Source organism: Lactobacillus sp. MRS-253-APC-2B (assembly GCF_012843675.1).
Taxonomy (GTDB): domain Bacteria; phylum Bacillota; class Bacilli; order Lactobacillales; family Lactobacillaceae; genus Limosilactobacillus; species Limosilactobacillus pulli.
The window spans coordinates 1-24,624 of sequence record NZ_JABAFO010000020.1; the positions used below are offsets into that span (position 1 = coordinate 1).

A 24,624-nucleotide genomic window follows, 5' to 3' on the forward strand; every position below is an offset into this window, starting at 1 on the left:
CAAACCAAGTGGTAGTGCAAATCATATACATATGAACGTCCTTTAATTGGTTCTGACACTTCATCTTGGAATTTAAACACTACCATAGGTATACACCGCAATCCTTTTGAATCAATTAATTAGCAACTAAATTATACAACCATAGGAAACGAAAGCCAAATAAAAAGCACCTTTTCGGTGCTTTGTCGGGGCGATTCATCACCCGAACAAGTTTGGGTGTCCTCTCGCCTAAAATTATGGCCACCCTGGCGATTCGATTAGCTGTTGCCAACTTAGCACTGGCTACACTTGATTTTTCAGCAGCTGAAATCGCCGTGCTTTCAGAAACTGCATTGGCAGATTCAACAGCTGAACTGGCGGCAGTTTGACTATCTGCAGCTGTTGAGGATGCGGCATCATTTTGATCGTTGCCAGCACTGGCTGCTGCTGAACTGCTTGATTGCGTCACTGAGTCAGTTTTGGAGTCATCCGTACTTGATGATGCTGCTTGACTGTTTGATGAAACTTTCGAACTTGAAGCAACAGTCGCAACTGCGTTTGAATTGCCTGCGTTATCAGTAGTTGCTGTAGCGGTTGAGGGGCCGTTGGCTTGCGATGCTGTACTGCTGATTGTAATCAAGCGATTGGTCGAACTGGTGGTATCCGCCTTAACGACATGCCCACTTAGACTCATCCCGATAGCTACTGCTCCAGCTGAAACGGCAATTCGCTTTAAAACGGCACGATTTAAAAAATAGCGGCAAATTTGGCATGATGTCAGCCAATTCTTGCCAGCTTTGTACATCTTAATGCGACAGCTGCGATCCGTTTCGGTCTCCTTTCCAAACCGTTTCAATCTGTTCATAATTCATCCCCCTAACATTTGACCGGTGAAACCGTTATGTTATTCAATGGTATTTTTTAGCCAATATGTATCCCCAAATCGTCTCACCGTATATTTATCCTACTAGTAATAAATTATATCTCATACGGCAGACGATCAGTGACCAAAAAACTGATATTTGACAAATCAAAAAAAGAGTAAAAAAATGCCAAAATCAGCTTGCGACCGATTTTGGGCATTTGTCTTTAAATCTCCTCAAGGATGGCTAGGATGGTCAAATACTGATTTATCGGCGTTTGAACCGCCAGCCAGCGCTGAGGTTATCTATCCGTAGTTAAGAGGTTAAGTTAATTTTCAGCCACTTTATTCGTAAAAAAGCAAAAGCTGTCCCGTTAATCCACAATTTAATTACTGCATAAAATTGCAAGAAGGTTTTGCTTTTGCACCATAATCAGCAATCTTTTACTAATAATCATGATAAGATAGAAACATTAAAGATTGATTAAGCGAAAGGAAAGTGACGGCACAAAATGAACGAGCTGACTAAAAGACATCTGTTGATCGTTGGCCAGACCGGTAGTGGTAAGACGACGTCAACGCTAACGATTCTGGATCAGCTGCAAACCAACGCCCAGGCCAATATTGTCTTGGATCCAACCGGCGAGTACGCGCAACTGCCCAACGCCATCGTCTATCGGCTGGGTGAAAATGCCTATCTGGAACCAGGTGAGTTTTCTGCCAGTCAATTGATTGACGCCCTAGGATTAAAATTTGATTCTCAGCTCAAAATGGCAGCAGCTTTTGCAGTCAATGATCTGAAAATTCAAAACAATCTGCTCAATCAACCAGCCTGCTACGTGCGCATCAATCAGCCAATCAATACGCACCAACATGAAGCTGAGCAACTGGGGTGCTGGGCTAAATCATATGACGTGCAATTGCTTCCTGACCAATTGATTGAAGAATTCGTGATTCCATATGCTGATCAGCGAGCTGACTATCACTTAATGGGGCAGCAATATGATCACAAGCTGATTGCCGCAGAATGGTCCAGTATCATTCAGTTGCGCGAATCGCTCGCCAGTCTGCCAGTACGCAAGCTGTTTGGCAGCATTTCTCAACCTGGCCAGGTTAAGACCGAGCTTAACTTCGTATTACAGATGTTTTTAGATCAACGTAGTGCTCATAAGACCTTGGTAATTGATCTTTCTGCACTCAAGACGCTTGCCATTGGACAACGTGCCGTAATCTCACTATTGATGAAGCGAATATTGGAACGCCGTTTGACTCATGCGGCTGATTTTCCGGTCAACATCGTCATTGACGAAGCACATCGTTATCTGCCAGCCGATGAATTCTCCTTGGCTGAAAATGGCATCTTTCAAGTTCTGCGTGAAGGTCGCAAAGCAGGCCTCAATGTTGTTTTGACTACGCAATCGCCATTGGATCTGCCAGCCAAGCTGCGCTCTCAGTTTCCTAATCTATTGGTTCATCATCTCGCCAGTCCAGAAGAAATCAGCAGCCTTAACTTAGACCAGCAACTGGTATCGACCGTTAGCGGACTGGGAATTGGTCAAGCCATTGCCTGTTTATTAAACCAGTCGCCACGCGTAATTGACGTACCGTTACCTAGCTGGCAAAGCAATTAGGAGGAAACTGTAAATGTGCCTGTTCATCATATTGATGGTTATGTTTTTGATTGCCGCGGGAATCGTCATGGCAATGGCCACCACATTTATGTGGGCCATTGTCTTTGCCGTAGTCTGCGGACTTTTGGTCTACAGCATGCTGGCCTGGCTGTTTCGCTGGTATCGTAGCGCGGCCATGGTTGATCACCCTTCCAGTCACTCGGCCTTACTATACACGATCGTTATCATCTTGATTTTGATTGGTATCGTCAAGTGGCATGACCATCGCACTGATCACCGCTTTGATTCTGCCCAGCCACAAATCATTCAAATCACAAAATCATCAAAGCATATCTAGACCAAATGAGGGTTGCCAGCATGGGCAGCCCTCATTTTTTTAATCAGCCCAAATTTTAAAAACGTTCTAAATTAAGTCAATAACCGTTTGGACTTAATTTTAAAAGTTTGATTGACTGCCAACTTTGCAAACGGTTTAACTACGGTTATGATTTAAGGTAAATTCAATTTTCGCATTATTTTGTAATCCAAGAGGTGAAATATATGTCTGCTTTTGATATTCAGCCCTATATCCATCAAACCCCGGCTCAGGTCCGCCAATATGTTCGGGACGGCATCATTGACTTTCCCACTGCCGGCACGGCAGCCGGCTACGCGCAAGCCAACCTGGTAATCATGCCTCAGCTTTATGCCCGCGACTTTCGCGAATGGATTCGGCAAAATCCCCAGGCCTGTCCGCTTTTGGAAACCATCAAGCGGACCCCTCTTACCAAAACGATTGCCAGTCATGCCAACATCTGCACTGACATCCCGCGCTACCGAATTTATGAAAATGGTCGTTTTACCAAGGAGATCACTGATGCCAGTCAATTTTGGCAACTGGATATGGTTGGCTTTTTGATCGGCTGCTCATTTTCGTTTGAAGAAGCCTTGACTAATGCCGGCATCGAGATTCGGCACCTGACCGAAAAACACAACGTCCCTATGTACAAAACCAATATTATGACCAGTCCATTCGGTCGTTTTAAAGGTCCAATGGTTGTTTCAATGCGCCCGATGACCCCCAAAAAAGCCAGGCTTGCCTACCAGATCACGGCTAAGATGCCTAACGTGCACGGCGCACCAATTCAGATTGGCGATCCCAAAGCGATTGGTATTACCGATCTGGCTCATCCTGATTATGGCGACCCCGACACAATCAAACCTGGCGAAGTCCCCGTTTTTTGGCCCTGTGGCGTAACTCCGCAGGCGGTTATTGAAAACGCCAAACTGCCGCTGGTCATTACCCACGCGCCGGGGCATATGTTTGTTACTGACATTAAAAATGACGAACTAAACGACTATCTCGATGCCCACCAACCAGAATAATCAATAAAACGCACCGCCACACTCGGGATACTGAATGCCCGAAAAATTCGTGGAAGTGCGTTTTCGTTTTAGTCAATCAGCGAATGGTAGCGAGTGTAGGCAACCGGCTGTTCAAGCACCAGATTCATCGAAACAATCGGATTGCCGGTTTGTTCTTCTTGTTTGGCCGAACCAGGCATGTAATGACAATTCCCCAGGTAATAAAAGGTCTTGTCATCATCAGCATCGGATTTTTTGACAAAGAGCCCCATCCGATGTCTACCATCCGTAAACTTATGAATATCAGGACTGTCCAGTCGACGCTTGTTCTTGGAATAATAGTGCATCACGTGATCATTTAAGAAGCGATCCCCGTATTGAATCGAGCGGCTGATCTCTTTTGACTTATGGTAGGTAACAAAAATCGCACCGTCATGATCATTGAAGTAGTAGCCACCGATGTTTTGTGCGGTTGTATTGATTTGATTGTTGATCAAGCGCATCACGTCTTTACGCGTATATTTCTCGCCCAGCGTAAAGCGTTGATCGGCTCGATAGCGTTCAGCCCGCATCAGGCCGGTCTTGATACCATCTTGCCAAAGCTTTTTAAACCACGGATTGTTTTGCAAAGACTGGCTAAGCTCGTCATTTAACCTATAGTACTGCATATCCGGTTCAAAAATTACGATTGGCTGACCACCATAATCGGCTCTGGATGGTGAGGCATTTTTGTTATAAAACGTTAGATCCAGTACACGCCGCATCGAAGCCATCGTTGACTCATCAACTTGACAATTGGCTTCTTTTAGCTGCTGCTTCAGTTTTTCTTCTGTAACCGTGTTTTGAGCCAGTAAATCATCCAGCAGCATCAATTCATGACGCCGCTTACCGTTCAAGAGCTCCGCATCCAAAAAAGTCAGCACGCGATTTTCATAGTCACTGAGCTCAATTGGTACTTTTTCGCCAATCAGGAACTGGGCGTAGTTTTTCTTTTTATTAGCCAAAATCTCGGGATCAATTGAATCGGCTGCCATGAAATCAGCCAGCATCGGTACGCGCCCAACCCGGAATTTCATATTTTGATAGACATTCCGCAGCTTTTTCATATCGTTGAGTCTTACCTGACGCAATGACTGATAGATCCGTTCCTTGGCAATCTCGTCAAATGCAATCGTAGAAAGTCCAATCGTTGGCTCGATCTCAACCGTTTCGCGGGCACTATCCTTGGAATAAGAGGCATCCCCGGTCAAGGCAATCGGAATCATATAACTGTTCTTGTAATTGCCGATAAAGTCCAGGACCTCAACGTAGTCTTTGTTTTTAGCTTTTCTGAGCCCCCGTCCCAGCTGTTGCACATAAACGATGCTGGAATTGGTGCTGCGCAAAAACACCACCTGATTGACGCATGGAATGTCGATCCCCTCATTGAAAAGATCAACCGTGACGATATATTCAATCTGACCAGCCGCCAATTCTTTGACCACCTGCTGACGAACAACCATTGAATCCGAGCCGGAAAGTGCCTTGGCTGGATGCCCCTGCCTGCTTAATTCAGCAGCCAGCTGCTCTGATTCTTTGACCGTAGCACAAAAAATCAAGCCATGCAGCTGTGGCCCCGAATAGCCATAGTACTCGGTCTGTTCCAAAATATAGTGAACCCGTTCTTTACTGGTCAAATGCTCAATGGCTTGCACCTCTTTTTGATGATGAGCAGCGTCATTTTGATAGCTGGCAATCTCTTCATTAACCTGGGCATCGTTAAACTGATAGTCACTGATACCAACATAGTGAAACGGGCACAGCATGTCGGCTTCCAAAGCCTGCTGGAGTCTGATCTCATAAGCCACGTTATAGTCAAACAGCTCAAAAACACTGAAGTCGTCATTCCGTTCTGGCGTGGCTGTCATCCCCAAATAAAATTCAGGCTTAAAATACTGCATGATCTTTTGGTATGATTTGGCCCCGGCATGATGGACCTCATCGACCAAGATATAGTCAAATTCATTTGGCGAAAATTCGTGTAGATGGGCGTCGTCTTGCAAGGTCTGAACGGTGGCAAAAAGGTATTTGGCATCCTTTTCATGCACGTTGCCGGTATATAGGCCAAAATCGTCTTTAGGTCCGCCAATTACTTTTTGAAAACTTTGGGCCGACTTGCGCAAAATCTCTTCTCGATGTGCTAAAAATAGCATGCGTTTCGGCTTGGCATTGCGAACGTCAAATGCCCCCAAATAGGTCTTACCCGTTCCGGTTGCCGAAATTACCAGACTACGATGCTTACCGGCCTTACGCAGACCAGCGATCTGAGCCAGTGCCTCTTTTTGCATCTGATTGGGCTCAATGTGATCACCAATAATTTCAGGCTGACCGTTTTTTACCATCTGGGCTATGGCGTGCGTCGTGCGGTGATTTTTTTGATAAACCAGTTGATACTGTGCAATCCACTGATCCGTCAAAGGCTGAGCATGCTGCCATTCGTCTTCGATGTTTTCACTGACTTGATGCGTGATGTCGCCATTGTTGAGTGAATTGATCTGCAGACTCCATTCATAGTTACGCATCAGAGCATTTTCGGTCAGGTTGGCACTGCCAATGATAATGGTTTGATAGCCATGGTGCTGAAAGATATATCCCTTTTGGTGAAAACCGTCAACTTTGGCAATTTTCACCTCCAGATTAGGAATTTTGAGCAGCTCGGCAAATGCCTTGGGCTGATTGAAATACAGATAATCAGACGTTAATAATCGCCCTTGAATGCCATGGCTGGCCAGCTGCTTAAAAATCGGTTTGAGGCTGGAGATCATCGCATCAGTTACAAACGCCACGGCAAAGATATAGCTTTGGCAGGTCTGCAGCTCATGGCGCAATTGATTCCAAATCTGGTTACCCGACTGATTGGTCAACAGCTTAGGTCCCAAATCGCCAACCGTGGCAAATTCATCTTGATCAACATAGCCATTTAAAAGCGAGCCATGTAATTCTCTGACCAGTTGATCGCCATCTTTTGACTCCAAGCGCTTTAAGATTTTTCCGTAGTCAACGCCGGTCATGCTTAAAACACCGCCTTTTTTAGATCCGCCTGCGCAATTGCCCGAGCAATCGGCAAATCGGCATCAGCCCAGTTTAACTGCATCAAATTGGCTTGGTCGCACCATTTAACCTGACTATGAGCAATTAGATCAAAATGATGCGTGTCCAGTTTGGCGTAATAAACCGTCAGATGAATCTCGCCAAAATCATATTGTTTGATGGCGGTTGGCGCGGCTTGGCGTCCAACTTCAATCTGATCATTGAATTCTTCTCTTAACTCACGCTTTAAAGCTGCCTTAGGATCCTCACCCGGCTCGATTTTGCCACCCGGAAATTCCCACAAGGCCCCTAGGATGCGATCATCGCTGCGCTTGCTTGCTAAAATCTGGTACTGCTCATTTAAGATGGCAGCCCCCACTACATTTATTTTTTTGGTCATATTTACTGATTCCTTTTTGCTTAGGATATTTTTATTATAAAGCGCGCTAATTCAATGATCCAGCCACTTTTCAGCTCATTATGCGAAAACGCTTTTATTAAAATAAAATTAAAGAATTATCAGAAATCAACTTGCCATTCTTTTTTTTCAGTGATATATTAATGCCAATGAAATTTACGAGTGGTCGTCAAGTAGAACTGCACCTCAGCGCTCAGAAAACCGGTGGATGATGCGAACCGGACAGGGTGACAGCTCCGAAATACCCGACATAATAAGCCCGTACGGATTGGGCCGGTACCGTTAGCAACTGGCAAGAGTGAAAAGCAGTCCATGCACTGGCTCTTTTCAGTTGGGTGGTACCACGTTGAGGCGTCCCGATTAGACATTGTCTAGTCGGAACGCCTTTTTGTCTGCTCGAGGGGGAGAAATTATGAAACGATATTATAGTCATTATCTACAAACCAAATGCTGTTAAATTAATAAATCAATTCATGAGGTATCGATAATATGACTAAAAAAATTAAATTTAAAGAATCTGTTGCTATTTTATTGATTATGCTGATTGTCTTGGGATGCGGCGTGATTGGCTTTGGTCTTTCACCCCAGGTTCCTGTTTTAACCGTCATTGCCTTTTTGGTTTTCTGGCTGGCCATTCGTCGTGTTTCCTGGGATGACATCATGAAGGGCATTACTGAAGGGATCTCAACTGCTATCATCCCCATCTTCATCTTTATTCTGATTGGGACTTTAATTGCCGTTTGGATTCAAGCCGGCATTATTCCTTCATTGATGGTCTTGGGCTTTCATTTGATCAGTGCCCGCTTCTTCGTGCCATCGGTCTTCATTGTCTGCTCATTGGTCGGGCTGGCAATTGGTTCTGGTTTTACAACCGTTTCAACCGTCGGGATTGCCTTGTTTGGGATGGGCTCAACCTTAGGCGTCAATCCAGCTTTGACGGCTGGTGCCATTATCTCCGGGGCTGTTTTCGGTGATAAGATGTCGCCACTGTCTGATTCGACCAACCTGGCATCAGCCGTAGCCGAAGATGATCTGTTTGATCACATCAAAAATATGATGTGGTCGACCATCCCCGCCTTTTTGGTCTCGTTGGTTGTCTTTTTCTTCCTTGGCCAAAGCAACAAAGGTACCTCACTTGCCAGCATCGCCAGCGTTAATGCGGTATTGACCAAATACTTTGCCGTTTCTTGGTGGGCCGCTCTGCCGATTATCTTGATGTTTGTCTGTGCCTGGAAAAAAGTCCCAGCCATTCCAACTCTGTTTTTAAACATTGTTTTGTCGACGATTATGATCTTTATCAACAATCCGCACTTGGCCATTGCCAAATTCGCCACACTGATTGAAAGCGGCTTTGTTTCCAAAACCGGCAACAAAGCTGTTGATGCACTGCTGACGCGGGGCGGCATCTCCAGCATGATGGGAACCGTTTCATTGATCATCATGACCTTGGCACTGGGTGGAATCTTGATGCACATGGGAATCATCGAAAGTGCCATGAAGCCACTGGTTGCCAGACTAAGCAAACCTGGTCGTTTGATTACTGCAACAATCTGTGCCGGCATTGGTGTCAACCTGTTCGTTGGTGAACAGTACCTTTCAGTAATTCTGCCAGGGAATGCCTTTAAACCAGCCTTTAAGCGGATCGGCCTCTCGCCATTGGCTTTAAGTCGGACGCTTGAAGACGGTGGGAGCGTCATCAACTACTTGATTCCTTGGGGCGTGGCAGGATCGTTTGTTGCCTCTACGTTAGGCGTACCAGTACTTGAATTCTTGCCATTTACCCTGTTTAGTTTAATGTCGCCAGTCTTCTCCATTTTGAGCGGCTTTACTGGCATTGGTCTCAAATGGCAGCCTGGTCACGGACCAAAAACCCAAAAAGCCTAAGCAATATTTTGCAAGTCTGCTGAGCATTTGTTCGGCAGACTTTTTTAATTATGCCTAGCATGAAATCCCGTGACTTTAGTCGATGATGGTTGACTAAAGATAAAAAGGCACCAGACTAGCGCCTGATGCCTTTTCGTTATTAGAGGATTCTCTCTATTCCATCTTTTATCATCTAATGGCTGAATCGACTTATTTTAGACGAAACCGCCAATCGTGTGGTTAAGGTCAATCTTGTCATATGGATTACGCATAATCATCTGTTCGTTGGCAAAGGCTAAAATCCCGGCACGGCCTAATTCACGCCCATAACCAGAGTTCTTGACCCCACCAAACTGCAATTCTGGGATTGAACCCCGGAAGTTATTGCAGTAAACAGCACCGGTTTCAATCTTGGATGCCACTTCAGCCGCGTGCTTGGAGTGCCCGGCAAAGACCTGCCCACCAAGACCATAGTGCGAATCGTTGGCCAGCTTGATAGCTTCTTGTTCATCAGCGACCTTGTAGACAACGCCAACCGGACCAAAGAATTCTTGATAGTAGGCCGGATTATCACGGGTTACATCAGTCAAAATTACCGCTGGCATCCAGAAGCCATTAGGAGTTGGGGTTAGTGCATCTAGATCACCATAGGCCAGCGTTGCCCCGTGTGCAATGGCATCCTTAACCTGCTGGTGCAGATCGTCAGCTGCACTCTTAGAGCTCAATGGTGCCAGCGTAGTCTTAGGATCCATTGGGTCACCCATCTTGGCCTTGGCAAATTCTTCTTTCAGCATTTCCAAGAAGCGATCGTAGTTCTTGGCTGTAACAATGAACCGCTTAGCAGACGTGCATTCTTGACCGGCATTAAACAACCGGGCCATGTAAAGAATCTTCTTGATGTCGTCCAGATCGGCATCATCCAAAACAATAAATGGATCCGAGCCGCCCAGCTCCATCGTGCTCTTCTTAAGATACTTGCCGGCTTCAGCAGCAATCTTTTGTCCAGCCCGTTCAGAACCAGTCAAAGCGACGCCGCTGACTCGTGGATCGGCAATGATTTTTTCAATCTGATCATAGGTTACAAACAGGTTAACCAGTGATCCTTCTGGGGCACCAGCTTCCAAAGTATACTTTTCCAAAAGCGTAGCCGTGGTTGGCACGGAGCTGGCCTGCTTAAACAGAACCGGGTTGCCCAGCATAAAGTTTGGCGCAAAGACCCGCATTACTTGGTAATATGGGAAGTTCCAAGGTTCAACGGCCATAATGACGCCAGTTGAGTGGTACTCATAGTGCGCGTCGCCCATGATCGTGTAGACACGCTGTGGCCGCAGCAGGTCCTTAGCGTTGTCAGCATACCAGTTGGCAATCATTGCCGACAGTGCTACCTCAGCCTTGGCCTCGCCATAAAGCTTCCCCATGTCTTGAACCATTGCCTTAGCCAGTTCATCTTGGTGCTTCATCAAATTGTCCGCAACTGCGTGAAGGATCTTGGCCCGGCCATCGAGTGGTTGATTGCGCCATTCGTGGTACAGAGCATCTGCTTTTTGTAGTTTGTCTTCCACGTATTGATCACTCTGATTTTCATAAGTCTTTTTCAATTCGCCCGTGTACGGGTAGATTGATTGATAAGCCATTATCGAAAATACCCCTTTCCTTAGCAGTATTGAACTTGATAAACGATTATGCATCATCTTGAAATCGTTTACGACTCTATTTTAGTCATAAAATTAAAAATGTCACGTATTAGCCAAAAATTTATTAATTTTCGACTTTTAATCTGTTAGCTATAAGCACCAAAACCATTGACAGAAAAGAGATCCAACGATATTAAAAATATTTTTTAATTAAATGATCATTCGTTTATTGATTCACATTGTTTTTGAATATGCTGAAATCTGCTCAATCAACCAAGCTGATTTTGGCGGCATAATTCTGTATCCGATAACGATCAATCAGGCAACCACTATAATTAATGGCTTTCTCATTTTAAACCATTATGTTCTCATTTAAATTGATACTTTTTTAATAAAAAAACCGAAACTCAGTAAGGAAATCCCTTTTGAGTTTCGGTTTTATGGTTTCGCCATTTACAGCTCAACAATCATTGACTGGAATTCTCGATCAGGCCGGGCTGCCCTGCTGACTCTGAGAAAGTGATACTGAGGTTAGGAAGTTCGTCCGCAAGCAAACACAGACTCAATCGTTATCCTAGTGTTTGATCATTGGCTGTTGCCCACATCGCCAAACCACTGTTTTTAATTAGGTATTGAACCAGGCATAGCATTCATTATCGCTTGATTCAACGCATCTTGACTACAGCAGCTGAATGCCGGCCTTTTCACACTTTTCACGCATGTCTTCAGGCCAGATGCTTGCCTGAACCTCGCCAACGTGGGCCTTGCCCAAAAGCAGCATGCACAGCCGCGACTGACCAATCCCACCACCGATCGTGTATGGCAGTTCATGGTTCAAAAGCATCTTGTGGAACGGCAATTCAACACGGGCTTCTTCGCCGGCTTCTTTCAGCTGGTAGCGCATTGCATCTTCATCAACCCGAATCCCCATGCTGGAGACTTCAAGCTTGCAGTCCAATGGTTCGTACCAGAAGATAATATCGCCGTTCAAAGACCAGTCATCGTAGTCAGGTGCGCGGCCATCATGAGGCTTGCCGGAACGACGCAGCTTGTCACCGATCTTCATAACAAAGACACAGCCGAGTTCCTTGGCAATCTTATCTTCTCGTTCCATTGGCGTCAGATCTGGCCAGCGGTCTTCCAGTTCTTGCGTGGTAACGAAGTGAATCTCGTCTGGCAGATGGTGAACTGCTTGTGGGAACTTGTACCAAACCTCATGTTCCATGTGCTTGATAACCTTAAAGATCTTTTTGACCGTTGCCTTCAAGGTTTCTTCAGTCCGTTCTTCTTTGGCGATCACCTTTTCCCAGTCCCACTGGTCAACGTAGATGGAGTGGAAGTTGTCCAAGTCTTCATCTTTACGAATGGCGTTCATGTTGGTGTAAAGACCTTCATGCATGCCAAAGCCATACTTCTTTAATGCGTAACGCTTCCACTTAGCAAGTGAGTGAACAACTTCGATCGTTTCACCAGGCAGAGCCTTCATGGTGAATGAAACTGGCTGTTCAACCCCGTTTAAGTTGTCGTTCAAACCAGTTTTCTTTTCGACGAACATTGGCGCACTCATCCGCTGCAGGTTCAATTCACGACCAATTTCATCTTGGAAGGTTTCACGAATGTAGCGAATAGCGGCTTCAGTCTCACGAACTGACAGCTTTGGATCGTAGTGTTCTGGAATAATCAGACTCATAATAAAAAATCTCCTTGAAACTTAGACTTGAGGGCAAAATAAAAAGCCTTTTGTCCCCGTAGTTTCATGGGACGAAAGGCTTTATTCCGCGGTGCCACCCAAGTTGTCCAGAGATATCCAGACCGCTTTGATCAGAGCACAAACATGCTCCATCGACTGTAACGTGTCGAAAACGTCTGAGCCTACTTTGGACGAAACCATTTGGGTCAGCAACGCGGGGAAGTGTTTTTCACTGCATCAGGGTCGGCCGAGTTCCCATTATCCCCGGCTCACTTTACGAATGCACACAGCTACTCGTCTTTCTCATGGTTTTTCAAAACTGTTTGATTGATTTTTATTTTAATCCATTCTCAGCATTTTGCAAGCAATTTTTTAATTTTTTGCGAATTTAATTAAAAATACTATTCTGATCAAGATTAAACTATTTCCAAAACATCATGATGATCATCAGCAAGACAGCAATAATCACGACCAGATTCATTAAAAATTTGGGCACGCCTGAATGATGGTGACCCCTTTCATAAGCCTTTGCCTGTTCCTCTTGAATCTTTTTAAGCCGCTTGTTGGCATGCTGTTCAACCACATTGTCCAAAGTATCGTCATTGCTATGATGATTGATTCTGTGCGTTGCCATCCAAAAACACTCCCTAATCATTTATTAAACAAAGTATACGACAACCTCGCCATCCTCATTCAGGTCAATCGTACTCAGCAGCAGGTTGCGAATCGTCTCTTTAGCAATGTCATTGATCATCTGTTTAAAACGATCATATGCCTTGCCATGATAAACCGCCATCGGATTGCGCTGCAATAGTGTCCACGGTTGAACCAACGTTTTCAGATAGCCAAGATAGGCAACCTGATCAACCCAGCAGTCATCCATTGCCTTAAGAAGTGCTGAACGATAAAACTGGTCGATCTGTTTGGGATCAGCAATTGAAGCTTCAATCTGATCTAAAATCTGACTGGTACGATGCATTAAAAAGTCTTTTAAGGCACTTTTATCCTGATAGTTTAAATCAGTTGGAATCTGCGCGTCATCATAGGTAACCCAGTGATTGACCGCGGCTTTAAAATGACCATAATCCCAATTGGAACGCTGTTTTAAAATCACGTCAAAGCCATGACTCATCCAATTCAGCGCCGTCATGCGGTAGTCTTTGGCGTTCATGATGGCATCCCGCAATTCATAAAAGACCATCCGCTCCAATCGCATACTGTTCTCATAGCTGTACATTCGCGCGCGCGTTTGTCGCTGGCTGACCATGACCTTATCACGCAAAAGCAGCAAAGACAGCAAAATACGTGGATTGTAAAGTCGGTGTGGCCTGGTCTGCGGGTTAAAATGCTTGATATGACGCCGATAGTATTTGCGAATTACCGGACTGCTATTTTGTGAGACAAAGTTATCTTCTAGAGAAATGAAAAACCAGCTGTCACCTGGATCTCCTTGACGTCCAGCACGTCCCTGCAATTGTTCAGCAACACGCGGATCAAGCATTTCGGTACCAATTACCGCTAAACCGCCCAATTCGGCAACGCCCCGGCCTAGTTTGATATCAGTTCCGCGCCCAGCCATATTGGTTGAAACGGTAACCGCGTTTCTGCGTCCAGCATTTTTAATAATCGCGGCTTCATTGGCTTCATTGCGCGCATTCAGAATGTTATGCGAAATCCCGCGATTTAAAAGAATCTCAGAAATGATTTCCGAGTTCTCAACTGATCCGGCAATCAAAAGAATTGGTCGTCCTTGATGATGCAGTTTTTCAGCTAGCTTGATCGCTTCAATCAATTTTTCGCTGGTCGTAAGATAGACGCGCGGCTGATGGTCTTTACGGATGTTTTTGCGGTGCCGTGGAATCTGGACGACTTTCATCTTGTACACATCGATAAACTCGGCAGCGGCAATGCGAGCCGTGCCTGTCATCCCTGCAACGTTGTTAAATAACGTAAACAGGCCTTGATAGGTAATCGAGGCAACGGCTTGCCGGTTTTCTGAGATCTTAACGCCCTCTTTTTGCTCTACGGCCTGCTGAATCCCTGTGTTGACCTTCATACCACGCATTAAACGACCATTTGCCTCGTCCAGCAAGACGACCTCACCATCCTCGACCATGTAGTCATGCCCTCGCTGTTGGACAAAATGGGCCTGCAGCGCCAAACTGATGTGCCGATATAGTTCACGATGCTGCTCATTGAACAAATCGTCAATTCTAAACCATCGCTGAGCTTTTAAAACCCCCTGATGCGTCAACCAAGCTGATTTGTGGTTTTTGCTGCGTCGATAGTCGACATCTGGATCCAGGCTGCGCACAAATTCATCAGTCAAGCGATAAAGATTCGACTGCAGTTCTGGCTTGCTGGCAACCACCATCGGCGAATTGGCTCCGTCCAAAAATACCGCATCGACCTCATCAACGATTGCGTAGTTGTATGGCCTGAGATACTGATCTTCGGGTCGTGAAGCCAGATTATTGAACAGATAGTCAAACGCCAGCGTGCTGCCAGTCGTGTACAAAACATCAGCTTGGTACCATTTTCGCTTATCGGCGACTGTTGCTTGATTGCCAGATTCATCATTAGGGTCAAAACCCAGGCTGCAGGTCAATCCCAGCCATTTATACAGCACGCTCAGTTCTTCTTGATCGCGCTGAGCCAGATAGCGACTGGGCGTCACCAAAATTGCTCCTTTGCCAGTTAAGCCATTTAGATAAAGAGGCAGTGCCGCGGTCAGCGTCTTGCCTTCTCCAGTCTTCATTTCAGCAATCCAGCCATGATGAAGAACGATGGCCCCAATTACCTGAACGTCATAAGGATACATCCCCAAGACGCGCTTGGCTGCCTCACGCGCGGTCGCAAACGCCAGTGGCAGCAGACTGTTTAAGGATTTGCCATCTCTGAGCATTTTACGCAGCCGTGGCGTCTGGGCTTGCAGCTCTTCATCACTCATTGCCCGCATTGTTGGCGCCAATGCATTCACCTTGCCTAGAATATGCCTGGCTCGTTGAAGTTCAAATGAAAATGCCGTTGCTCTCACCTCTTCAATTCATCCTTGATCTGATCCAGTGTCTGCTGAATGGGCACTAATTCTAAATGCTTAAAGAAATGCCCTTCGCTGCCGGTCATTTCATAGTTGCTCAAACGATAATCGGTTAGCATGACATCGGCGTCAATCAGCCAGCCGCGCCAATATGGACTTTGTTTAACCAATTTGCGCACGACTGGATTTAAACGATGGGCCGTACTGATGAAATTGATTCGCCGCTCTTTAAAATTCTCAAAATAGTTCAGCAATTCATTATCAACCTGATCGATTTCCTGCCAGGCTACCATCATTAATGCAAGATTTGCTACATCACGCTTTTTTTCAACTTCTTCACTTGGAATCATTGCTGTTCTAAGCGAGCGTAGCAGCATAATATTCATTGGTTCTTTAGGATCTATTTTTTTCGGGGCGGTAAATAACAAATTACCGACCTGTTCAGTAGCGGCCCGTGCTAATTCCAATCGCCAAAAGGTAATCGACCGGCAGCCGCCATTGATCAGCTGCACTTCATAGCGCGTCGCCGCGTACGGATAGGTAAAGTTGATCTGATAGCCATCGGTGATTTTCTGATCAATAATCTCACCTTGAATATCATAAAAAATGATCCGCAGCATTACTGAATCAGCCGGCTTGGCAAGGTACTTGGCCTTGATCCGATACTTAACGCCACCACGCAAAAGTGGCAGTTGAGGTACGAAACGGCTGGCTTGATAATTAACCGCTGAATACCAGGAAATCATTGCTTTGCCTGGTGCCATCCATTCGTTTTCAAAATGGATCACCTGATTTTCATAGGCATCGATTCGCGAGCCATAGCGATATGTCGTGTCATTTTGCGGCAGCCAGTAGATGTAGTTGATAATCTGCATTTGATCACCTCCCAAAGTCATGCTGCAGAACTTGACGATAGCGCATCAAGAACCATTGCAGCATTCCCGCACTGTCATCATTGTGACGTCCAGGCAGACTATAGCTGTTCAAACGATTGGCCCGGGGTAGCAAATGACGGCTTAGATCAGCAAAAGCCGTGGCATCATAATCATCATTTTCCATATAGGCAATACTAAAATTAGTTTGACCAAGGTTTTGTTGATCCATCAACCGCAGCAGCATATCATCAGTTACCTTCTGCCCTTGCGTCGCAATCGCTCGTTCAATATCAAAGGCCGTTTCAAACTCATCAGGACGTGTCAAGCGGCCACGCGTGGCAATCGAATCCAGATGAACCAATGGCTTGGCAACGATAACCTCGTGGACACCCATTAAGGCTCCGAACTTAAGCGCGCCATAAGTACCCATCGAAATTCCGGATAAGATTAATTGTTGACGCGTAAAGCCAAGTTTTTGCAGATACTGATCAATTACGTTAGGGATGGCTTGACTGAAAAATTCTCCGGTATAAAACTGGCCACCTTCCAGTCTGGAATCCGTAATCAACAGATAAGGCACATTCAGGCGGCGCATCATGAAATACCCCTCGAAACTTTTTTTAGAATGATAACCAGCAAAGTACACGCATAGTGGTGGCTTCAAATCACCAGGATTAAAGTAATAGGCCACTTCTTCTCTGGTCTTAGGATCAACCAGGCTGTGCCCGCCATTCAAATACGTTCCCATCCCATAGCGAGTCCAACGATATTCGACGTTGCCCAGCTTTAATCTGCCATAGCCACGCGCAAAAATCGTCATCGTAATATACTGATGACCTTTGGAAATCTTAGTATCAATGATCTGCGGATTTTTCAACTGTTCTTCGTTAAATTCAAAAACCCGCCGTTCTTCACCATAAACAACGGCAAAATGGTACCTCAGCTCAACGCCATCTTCTTTTTCAAACTGAGGCCAAACTTCCAATTGTCGTCCTGGATCAACATAAATGTTCTTACGGGAACTGGCAAGCGGTTGCCAATCTGGCGTGTGAATCTGTAGTTCAATGCGTGATGAATCCTCATAATGAATCACATCGCGAAATCTGGTATCAAACATCAGAGCCGCGGATGTCATACTGATCCCCTGCTGGCCCACAAAATAATAATGCTCAATGTGGTTGATGAATTCTTGAATGGGCATGGTTAGCTTACGAGCAGCCATTTTTCTAAGAAAGAGCGTTAAATCGTGGTCTTTAACCTTCAGCTCTGGTGCCCAAACAACGTTGTACGGATCGGTATGCTCTTGTAAAAGCTGCCAGTCAGCTGGTACCAAAGTTATCGGCTCAGAAATAATTATCAGCTGCAGTCGGACTTTAGGATCTTCTAAAAAACTTAGATCGTTAAAATGCCAGTTCAAAGCAGCCGGAATCTGATAAGCTCTCTGCCAATTATTTTTGCCAAGCTGCAAAACGTTAAGGTTCAAAGCGTGCACACCTCTTCCAAAGCCATTGCCAATGATGCAGGATTCGCTTTTCCGAATAGTTATTAATCTGTTGAACGGCATCAACCCGCGCTCGGTTCCAATTTTCCATGTTGCTCAAATAAAAGTTTAATGCCAAGCCCAAATCAGTAACATCAACTAAGACTAAGCCATTTTCATGGTCTCTTACCAAATCGGTTCGAACTAGATTGATCTGTGGCAACCCCACGCTGATTGAAGCCATTTGAACGTACGAATCAGGATTATCGCCCAGATCAACCACCACCCGAACTTGATCCAACAGCTGCAGCAGATCAGTCGTCTGCACGATTCGTTTGGTATAAATTGGCAAAAAATGCCAGTTTAACTGTTTTTCTATTCTTGGATCACGGTCTTCATCAAGCAGATCTGGATTTTGCGACAGCTGTTCAGTTTCCGGATCAATCAAAAGCCGTGGATGTTCTTGAACAATTTCGTGAGCGATTTGACGGGCTTGATTCAACAATTGCTCATCATAGGCCACAATCTGCAACCGTTCGTTATTCTGATTAAAATCAACCAATTCCAAGATCTGAGTAAGACCTCTTCTTAATACTGGCATTTTGGTTTGATCACTAATAAACAGTAAAATCGTTTGTGTAATATATTCATCACTATGACCAAGACTAAACTGCGAGGCAAATGTTGGCAGCAGATTGGTTTCGATTTGATCGCCAATAATTTTATGGACATGACGATCCGAGATTTCAGAGTCCGTGACAATCGTTAAATCATCACGCCCAACCATTGAGTTCAAAAATCGATCATCGGCATGCCATTGACTGGCCTGAATAATCGTTTTGAACCCCTTAAACTGTTTTAAATCAATCGTTTGCTGATCATCAGCCGTTAAGACAATCTGATCACCATCTTTATCGAGCTGCTTTTGCATCAAATTAGCAATTGCCTCATTAATTAAATCATGACGACTAGTATAATTCGACTGCGCAAAATCAGCCTAATAGCGTGGATTGATGTGGCAACGACCCGTCTTGGCATCTTCAATCATTCGCCATTCACCATGTAGATTGAAGAAAATCATCTTTTCCAGTTGACCTTGCCGATTAAACATCTTGATACTGGAGACAAAACCTCGCGTGTCCATAATAACGTCTTCTTGGTGATAGCCATCCTGCCAGCGTTCAATCCGTAAAATCTGACCAATATTATTGAACAAAAGCCGGGCAATATGCTCATCATTACAAAAAGCATTAACACTAAACGGTCCGTATTCAAAATACGTTCCGCGTGGCCAGTTAAAGTCTGAGATATCTACAATTCGGTTATTATCATGCAGGTCAGTATCTTGAATCCAATCAAAAGCGGCCAGCGTGTCAGTCGGTGCAACCCCTTCAGTATTCATCTGAGTAATCAATTGCGGCTTGTAATCGCCAATAATGACGCCATATGCTTCATCAACACGATTCATAATTCGCATATTGCCGATCGCATCATCAAAGGTTATCGTATGGCTACTGTAGGCCCAATCGCTAACATCACGATGCCAAGCTGGAACAAAATATTTCATACGCTTTTAAGGATCCTTTCTTTAAGTTTTTGATAACACTTTGGAATCGACAGTTCGTTTAACAGCTCGACTAAAGATTCCATAAACAGTACCATCATCACGATTGAAATCGGCAAAGCGTATAAGGGCCGCCAAATTCGCTTGGCCAACAAGCTGCCAGCAATCTGCAGGCCAACCAGCAATGACAAGATCAAGGCACTGAAAAAGTTGAACAGTACCAAGCGCCACCTAATAAAATGCCGTGTTGGCCGGCCAATTTCCACGCCCAATAGATAGTTGCCACTATGGCGCATCCCTTTGGCTAATTGACGTGGACTGAGCATGACAAACGCGAAGAAATAGTCAATCAAAAACGTCATCACGATCGCAAAGCCGATCTGAAATCTAGGCTCTGACCAAAACGTCGGCATTTTAAATAAAGAAGCGATCAATGAGGGAATTATCAAAAACGACATTCCCAGCATAAAAGTCATCATTGTTCCCAAGTTAAAGCCAATTGGAAAAACAGCTGCTTCAATTTGGCTTGGTAAAGATATTTGAATCTGCTCGGTTTCATAGTGAGCAGCATGGAAAATGATTGTCAGCCAGGCAATCAGCAGACTACCCACAACCAGTCCAACCATCAGCCAGCCGCCATTTTGCATGCTTAAAATCTCTCGGCACGGCAATACCAGCCGATTCATGTTTGAATGCAGCATATTGCCGACAATCAGTACCACCATGCCACCAATACCGTAAATCGTAGTGACATTGCCCAGCCATTGTACAAACATTGAACCAGCCGTCAGTGTCATGATGATCATCAAAATCTTTAGTTGATGGTCATTACCAGCCGCAAGTTTGAATCCACTGGCAATAATGGTTGATTCAATCAAGGCAAAGATCAACGCCAAAAAGTTTTGTAGATACATTAATTGGCGCTGGGAGATTTCTTCGACGATTGACCATTTCATCATCACCAATAGTTGAATCACCATCATCGCTGCCATATAGGGACTAAAACCCAGTGAAAACAGTGATAGATCTGGTAGATTGGCCCCGGTTAAAATACTGAGCATACTCATGTGGTAATGACGAATCATGGTCTGATACTCCGTTGTCATCTTCACCAATGGAACCGGAATCTGATTCCCTAGTGAATAAACAACGATTGTCATGATCGTAAAGAATGCTTTTTTTAGGAATGCTCTTGTCGAAACGTTTAATTTTTTTCTTTGCAAGTCTCTTCTCCGTTCTTTCTGTCCCAATTATTGACGCTTACCAAAGCCAAGCAACGTCTTTAGGGTATTTAAGAATCCAGATTGCTGCGTTTGACTCGCTGCTGCATTGACAGAAAGTGAAGTCGTTGAATTAGAGAGCTGCTGAGCCTGAGTCTCACTTACCGAATCCGCAATTGCCAGTGTGTCGGCAGAAGTCTGCTGTGCAGTGCTGGTATTAGAACTGCTACTTGCGTCTAGATTGCTCTTAGAAGCTGAAAGCAGACTATTGAGCGAAGTCGAGTTGCTGATGGCATTTGATGAACTATTGGAACGAGAGGCAAACATGCTTTCATACAGGGTTTGACTTTCCGTTGCTGAAACCTCTAAACTCAGTGAATTTGAGGCACTCAACGATTCCATACCGCTCTTGGAAGCCGAAAGCAGGCTATTGAGCGAAGTCGAATTGCTGATGGCATTTGACGAGCTATTGGAGCGTGAAGCAAACATACTCTCATAAATTGCCTGACTCTTCGATGCTGATTGTGCCATGCTCAGCGAAACCACTGTTGACGTACTCTGTGAAGCCTGAGCCATACTGTTGACAACCGAATTGGTACTGTTGCTGTTGGTATTGTTGGTCAATGCCGCAAGCAGACGCGTCATAATTCGATTCCGTGCAGTTGTTGCAATCGTCGTATTGACGTTCGTGACGCTGGTCGAAGCACTAGTGGAATTTGAAATGCTCAATGAAGTGGCTGCCGTTGAAGCTGAGATGCTTAATGAAGCAGCTGCTGTCGAGGCCAAGACGCTATCTGAATTGGAAGCACTGATTGAGACTGCATTGGCTGAAGTCGATGTTGACGTACTGATTGACGTACTTGTCGAATCCACAACGCTCGTCGAAGCGGCTGCGGAAGTACTCATTGATGCAGATTCTTCGCTTGCCGAAGTTGAAGTACTCGTCGATGCTGCTTCAGATGCACTGATCGAGTTTACCTCTGACGTTGACGTACTAAGTGATGCGGAGTTTTCTTCACTCAATGACTTGCTGCCAGCTTCGGATGCTGACGTGCTATTGGCAATTGATTCATTTGTCGAAGCAGAGTTACTCATAGATGCCGACGCTTCACTTGCTGAAGTAGAAGTACTGAGCGATGCCGAGTTTTCTTCACTCAATGACTTGCTGCCAGATTCGGATGCTGACGTGCTATTGGCAATTGATTCATTTGTCGAAGTCGAGTTACTCATGGAGGCTGACTCTTCACTTGCTGACTCACTTGTAGAAGTCGAATTGCTCATTGAGACCGATTCTTCGCTTGCCGAAGTTGAAGTACTCGTCGATGCTGCTTCAGATGCACTGATCGAGTTTACCTTTGACGTTGAAGTACTGAGTGATGCGGAGTTTTCTTCACTTACTGACTCACTGCCAGATTCGGACGCAGACGTACTGTTGGCAATTGATTCACTCGTCGAAGCAGAGTTACTCATAGATACCGACGCTTCACTTGCTGAAGTAGAAGTACTGAGCGATGCCGAGTTTTCTTCACTCAATGACTTGCTGCCAGATTCGGATGCTGACGTGCTGTTGGCAATTGATTCACTCGTAGAAGCCGAGTTGCTCATAGATGCCGATACTTCACTTGCTGACTCACTTGTAGAAGTCGAATTGCTCATTGAGACCGATTCTTCGCTTGCCGAAGTTGAAGTACTCGTCGATGCTGCTTCAGATGCACTGGTCGAGTTTACCTCTGAAGTTGAAGTACTGAGTGATGCCGAATTCTCTTCACTCAATGACTTGCTGCCAGCTTCGGATGCTGACGTGCTGTTGGCAATTGATTCACTCGTCGAAGCAGAGTTACTCATAGATGCCGACTCTTCACTTGCTGAAGTAGAAGTACTCGTTGATGCTGCTTCAAATGCACTGGTCGAGTTTACCTCTGAAGTTGAAGTACTGAGTGAAGTTGAGTTGCTCATGGAGACCAATTCTTCACTTGCTGAAGTTGAAGCACTCGTTGATGCTGCTTCAGATGCACTGGTCGAGCTTACCTTTGACGTTGAAGTGCTGAATGAAGTTGAGTTGCTCATTGAGACCGATTCTTCACTCGCTGAAGTTGAAGTACTCGTTGATGCTGCTTCAGATGCACTAGCTGAGTTAGCTTCTGACATCGACGTGCTGAGTGATGCAGAGTTTTCTTCACTTACTGACTCACTGCCAGATTCGGATGCTGACGTGCTGTTGGCAATTGATTCACTCGTAGAAGCCGAGTTGCTCATAGATGCCGATACTTCACTTGCTGACTCACTTGTAGAAGTCGAATTGCTCATTGAGACCGATTCTTCGCTTGCCGAAGTTGAAGCACTCGTTGATGCTACTTCTGATTCACTCATTGAGTTAGCTTCTGACATCGACGTGCTGAGTGATGCGGAGTTTTCTTCACTTACTGACTCACTGCCAGATTCTGACGCAGACGTGCTGTTGGCAATTGATTCATTTGTCGAAGTCGAGTTACTCATGGAGGCTGACTCTTCACTCGTCGAAGCAGAGTTGCTCATTGAGACCGATTCTTCACTTGCTGAAGTTGAAGCACTCGTTGATGCTGCTTCAGATGCACTGGTCGAGTTAGCTTCTGACGTTGAAGTACTGAGTGATGCGGAGTTTTCTTCACTTACTGACTCACTGCCAGATTCGGACGCTGACGTACTGTTGGCAATTGATTCACTCGTAGAAGCTGAGTTACTCATGGAGGCTGACTCTTCACTTGCTGAAGTTGAAGCACTCGTTGATGTTGCTTCAGATGCACTAGTCGAGTTAGCTTCTGACGTCGACGTGCTGAATGATGCGGAGTTTTCTTCACTCAATGACTCGCTGTCAGCTTCGGATGCTGACGTGCTGTTGGCAATTGATTCACTTGTCAAAGCCGAGTTGCTCATTGAGACCGATTCTTCACTCGCTGAAGTAGAAGTGCTGAGCGATGCCGCGTTTTCTTCACTTGCTGACTTGCTGCCAGATTCGGACGCTGACGTGCTGTTGGCAATTGATTCACTCGTCGAAGCCGAGTTGCTCATTGAAACTGACTCTTCACTTGCCGAAGTAGAAGTACTGAGCGATGCCGCGTTTTCTTCACTTGCTGACTTGCTGCCAGATTCGGATGCAGACGTGCTGTTGGCAATTGATTCACTCGTCGAAGCCGAGTTGCTCATTGAGACCGATTCTTCACTCGCTGAAGTAGAAGTGCTGAGCGATGCCGCGTTTTCTTCACTTGCTGACTTGCTGCCAGATTCGGACGCTGACGTACTATTGGCAATTGATTTACTCGTCGAAGCCGAGTTGCTCATTGAAACTGACTCTTCACTTGCTGAAGTTGAAGTACTGAGCGATGCCGCGTTTTCTTCACTTGCTGACTCACTGCCAGATTCGGATGTGGACTCTGATTCACTTTCACTCGTCGAGGTGCTTTCAGACTCAGATGTAGATTCCGATTCACTGGTTGATTCAGACGTACTCTCAGATTCTGAAGTAGATGCGGATTCAATTACCGACTCACTCTCACTTGTTGAAGCACTTTCAGACTCGGACGTGGACTCCGATTCACTCTCACTCGTCGAAGTGCTTTCAGACTCGGATGTAGATTCCGATTCACTGGCTGATTCGCTCTCACTTGTTGAAGCACTTTCTGATTCGGATGTAGATTCCGATTCGCTAGCAGATTCAGACGTACTCTCAGATTCCGAAGTAGATGCGGATTCAATTACCGACTCACTCTCACTTGTTGAAGCACTTTCTGATTCGGATGTGGACTCTGATTCACTTTCACTCGTCGAGGTGCTTTCAGACTCGGATGTGGACTCCGATTCGCTAGCAGATTCAGACGTACTCTCAGATTCTGAAGTAGATTCGGATTCACTTACCGACTCACTCTCACTTGTTGAAGCACTTTCTGATTCTGAAGTGGACTTCGATTCGCTGGTTGAT

Annotated in this window: 15 protein-coding genes, 2 pseudogenes and 1 other annotated feature; of the genes and pseudogenes, 5 read left to right on the forward strand and 12 right to left on the reverse strand. The window is 45.3% G+C overall.

What is annotated here, in order from left to right; genetic code table 11:
- Positions 1 to 115: 115 nt before the first annotated feature.
- A complete protein-coding gene (locus tag HF864_RS08265) occupies positions 116 to 844 on the reverse strand; it encodes a KxYKxGKxW signal peptide domain-containing protein (protein WP_169462511.1) in 729 nt (242 codons plus the stop codon).
- 509 nt (positions 845 to 1,353) lie between these two features.
- Between HF864_RS08265 and HF864_RS08270 the strand changes: the two genes are divergently transcribed.
- The 3 genes from HF864_RS08270 (at position 1,354) to HF864_RS08280 (ending at position 3,837) form a co-directional block, all read left to right on the forward strand.
- Positions 1,354 to 2,472: an ATP-binding protein gene (locus HF864_RS08270; protein ID WP_169462512.1), complete on the forward strand. Its 1,119-nt coding sequence runs from the start codon at positions 1,354 to 1,356 to the stop codon at positions 2,470 to 2,472.
- Positions 2,473 to 2,485: 13 nt separating this feature from the next.
- Positions 2,486 to 2,809, forward strand: coding sequence for a hypothetical protein (locus HF864_RS08275; protein ID WP_169462513.1), 324 nt, complete (start codon positions 2,486 to 2,488; stop codon positions 2,807 to 2,809).
- A 203-nt stretch (positions 2,810 to 3,012) separates the two neighbouring features.
- Complete coding sequence (locus tag HF864_RS08280; protein ID WP_169462514.1) at positions 3,013 to 3,837, forward strand: putative hydro-lyase; 825 nt, start codon at positions 3,013 to 3,015, stop codon at positions 3,835 to 3,837.
- A 68-nt stretch (positions 3,838 to 3,905) separates the two neighbouring features.
- Here HF864_RS08280 and HF864_RS08285 read toward each other — a convergent pair whose 3' ends face one another.
- Both HF864_RS08285 and HF864_RS08290 read right to left on the reverse strand, forming a co-directional pair.
- Positions 3,906 to 6,866 (reverse strand): DEAD/DEAH box helicase, encoded by a 2,961-nt coding sequence (locus HF864_RS08285; protein WP_169462515.1) that lies wholly within the window; start codon positions 6,864 to 6,866, stop codon positions 3,906 to 3,908.
- A 2-nt stretch (positions 6,867 to 6,868) separates the two neighbouring features.
- The gene (locus HF864_RS08290; protein ID WP_169462516.1) at positions 6,869 to 7,285 is read right to left on the reverse strand and encodes a (deoxy)nucleoside triphosphate pyrophosphohydrolase; all 417 of its coding nucleotides are present in this window, start codon (positions 7,283 to 7,285) and stop codon (positions 6,869 to 6,871) included.
- A gap of 507 nt (positions 7,286 to 7,792) precedes the next feature.
- On the opposite strand from HF864_RS08290, the gene nhaC reads away from it, so the two are divergent.
- A complete protein-coding gene (gene nhaC / locus HF864_RS08295) occupies positions 7,793 to 9,187 on the forward strand; it encodes a Na+/H+ antiporter NhaC (RefSeq protein WP_169462517.1) in 1,395 nt (464 codons plus the stop codon).
- 194 nt (positions 9,188 to 9,381) lie between these two features.
- Here the strand turns inward: nhaC and HF864_RS08300 are convergent, their stop codons facing one another.
- From HF864_RS08300 to HF864_RS08345, 9 genes and pseudogenes are all read right to left on the reverse strand, one after another.
- Positions 9,382 to 10,800, reverse strand: a complete 1,419-nt coding sequence (locus tag HF864_RS08300; protein WP_169462518.1) for an NAD-dependent succinate-semialdehyde dehydrogenase — start codon at positions 10,798 to 10,800, stop codon at positions 9,382 to 9,384.
- A gap of 679 nt (positions 10,801 to 11,479) precedes the next feature.
- On the reverse strand, positions 11,480 to 12,490 hold the full coding sequence (gene asnA / locus HF864_RS08305) for an aspartate--ammonia ligase (RefSeq protein WP_169462519.1): 1,011 nt from the start codon (positions 12,488 to 12,490) through the stop codon (positions 11,480 to 11,482).
- 64 nt (positions 12,491 to 12,554) lie between these two features.
- Positions 12,555 to 12,806 (reverse strand) — a binding site (T-box leader).
- 105 nt (positions 12,807 to 12,911) lie between these two features.
- Positions 12,912 to 13,124, reverse strand: a complete 213-nt coding sequence (locus tag HF864_RS08310) for a hypothetical protein (protein WP_169462520.1) — start codon at positions 13,122 to 13,124, stop codon at positions 12,912 to 12,914.
- Between the two features lie 24 nt (positions 13,125 to 13,148).
- Positions 13,149 to 15,527, reverse strand: coding sequence for an accessory Sec system translocase SecA2 (gene secA2 / locus HF864_RS08315; RefSeq protein WP_169462521.1), 2,379 nt, complete (start codon positions 15,525 to 15,527; stop codon positions 13,149 to 13,151).
- The gene (asp3, locus tag HF864_RS08320; protein WP_169462522.1) at positions 15,524 to 16,405 is read right to left on the reverse strand and encodes an accessory Sec system protein Asp3; all 882 of its coding nucleotides are present in this window, start codon (positions 16,403 to 16,405) and stop codon (positions 15,524 to 15,526) included. The genes secA2 and asp3 overlap by 4 nt, the downstream gene beginning before the upstream one ends.
- A 4-nt stretch (positions 16,406 to 16,409) precedes the next feature.
- Positions 16,410 to 17,897 (reverse strand): accessory Sec system protein Asp2, encoded by a 1,488-nt coding sequence (gene asp2, locus HF864_RS08325; protein WP_169462523.1) that lies wholly within the window; start codon positions 17,895 to 17,897, stop codon positions 16,410 to 16,412.
- Positions 17,878 to 19,452, reverse strand: a pseudogene (gene asp1, locus HF864_RS09495) (accessory Sec system protein Asp1). The gene asp2 and the pseudogene asp1 overlap by 20 nt, the downstream one beginning before the upstream one ends.
- Positions 19,449 to 20,672 (reverse strand): hypothetical protein, encoded by a 1,224-nt coding sequence (locus HF864_RS08340; RefSeq protein WP_169462525.1) that lies wholly within the window; start codon positions 20,670 to 20,672, stop codon positions 19,449 to 19,451. The pseudogene asp1 and the gene HF864_RS08340 overlap by 4 nt, the downstream one beginning before the upstream one ends.
- A gap of 27 nt (positions 20,673 to 20,699) precedes the next feature.
- A complete protein-coding gene (locus HF864_RS08345; RefSeq protein ID WP_169462526.1) occupies positions 20,700 to 21,398 on the reverse strand; it encodes a hypothetical protein in 699 nt (232 codons plus the stop codon).
- Between HF864_RS08345 and HF864_RS09565 the strand changes: the two are divergent.
- A pseudogene (locus tag HF864_RS09565) lies at positions 21,391 to 24,624 on the forward strand (hypothetical protein); the annotation flags it as partial. The gene HF864_RS08345 and the pseudogene HF864_RS09565 overlap by 8 nt on opposite strands.

What these genes read in the sequence shown, in the direction of transcription:
- HF864_RS08265 (WP_169462511.1), bottom strand. Translation starts at nt 844, where the DNA reads ATGAACAGATTGAAACGGTTTGGAAAGGAGACCGAAACGGATCGCAGC.
- HF864_RS08270 (WP_169462512.1), top strand. Translation starts at nt 1,354, where the DNA reads ATGAACGAGCTGACTAAAAGACATCTGTTGATCGTTGGCCAGACCGGT.
- HF864_RS08275 (WP_169462513.1), top strand. Translation starts at nt 2,486, where the DNA reads ATGTGCCTGTTCATCATATTGATGGTTATGTTTTTGATTGCCGCGGGA.
- HF864_RS08280 (WP_169462514.1), top strand. Translation starts at nt 3,013, where the DNA reads ATGTCTGCTTTTGATATTCAGCCCTATATCCATCAAACCCCGGCTCAG.
- HF864_RS08285 (WP_169462515.1), bottom strand. Translation starts at nt 6,866, where the DNA reads ATGACCGGCGTTGACTACGGAAAAATCTTAAAGCGCTTGGAGTCAAAA.
- HF864_RS08290 (WP_169462516.1), bottom strand. Translation starts at nt 7,285, where the DNA reads ATGACCAAAAAAATAAATGTAGTGGGGGCTGCCATCTTAAATGAGCAG.
- nhaC (WP_169462517.1), top strand. Translation starts at nt 7,793, where the DNA reads ATGACTAAAAAAATTAAATTTAAAGAATCTGTTGCTATTTTATTGATT.
- HF864_RS08300 (WP_169462518.1), bottom strand. Translation starts at nt 10,800, where the DNA reads ATGGCTTATCAATCAATCTACCCGTACACGGGCGAATTGAAAAAGACT.
- asnA (WP_169462519.1), bottom strand. Translation starts at nt 12,490, where the DNA reads ATGAGTCTGATTATTCCAGAACACTACGATCCAAAGCTGTCAGTTCGT.
- HF864_RS08310 (WP_169462520.1), bottom strand. Translation starts at nt 13,124, where the DNA reads ATGGCAACGCACAGAATCAATCATCATAGCAATGACGATACTTTGGAC.
- asp3 (WP_169462522.1), bottom strand. Translation starts at nt 16,405, where the DNA reads ATGCAGATTATCAACTACATCTACTGGCTGCCGCAAAATGACACGACA.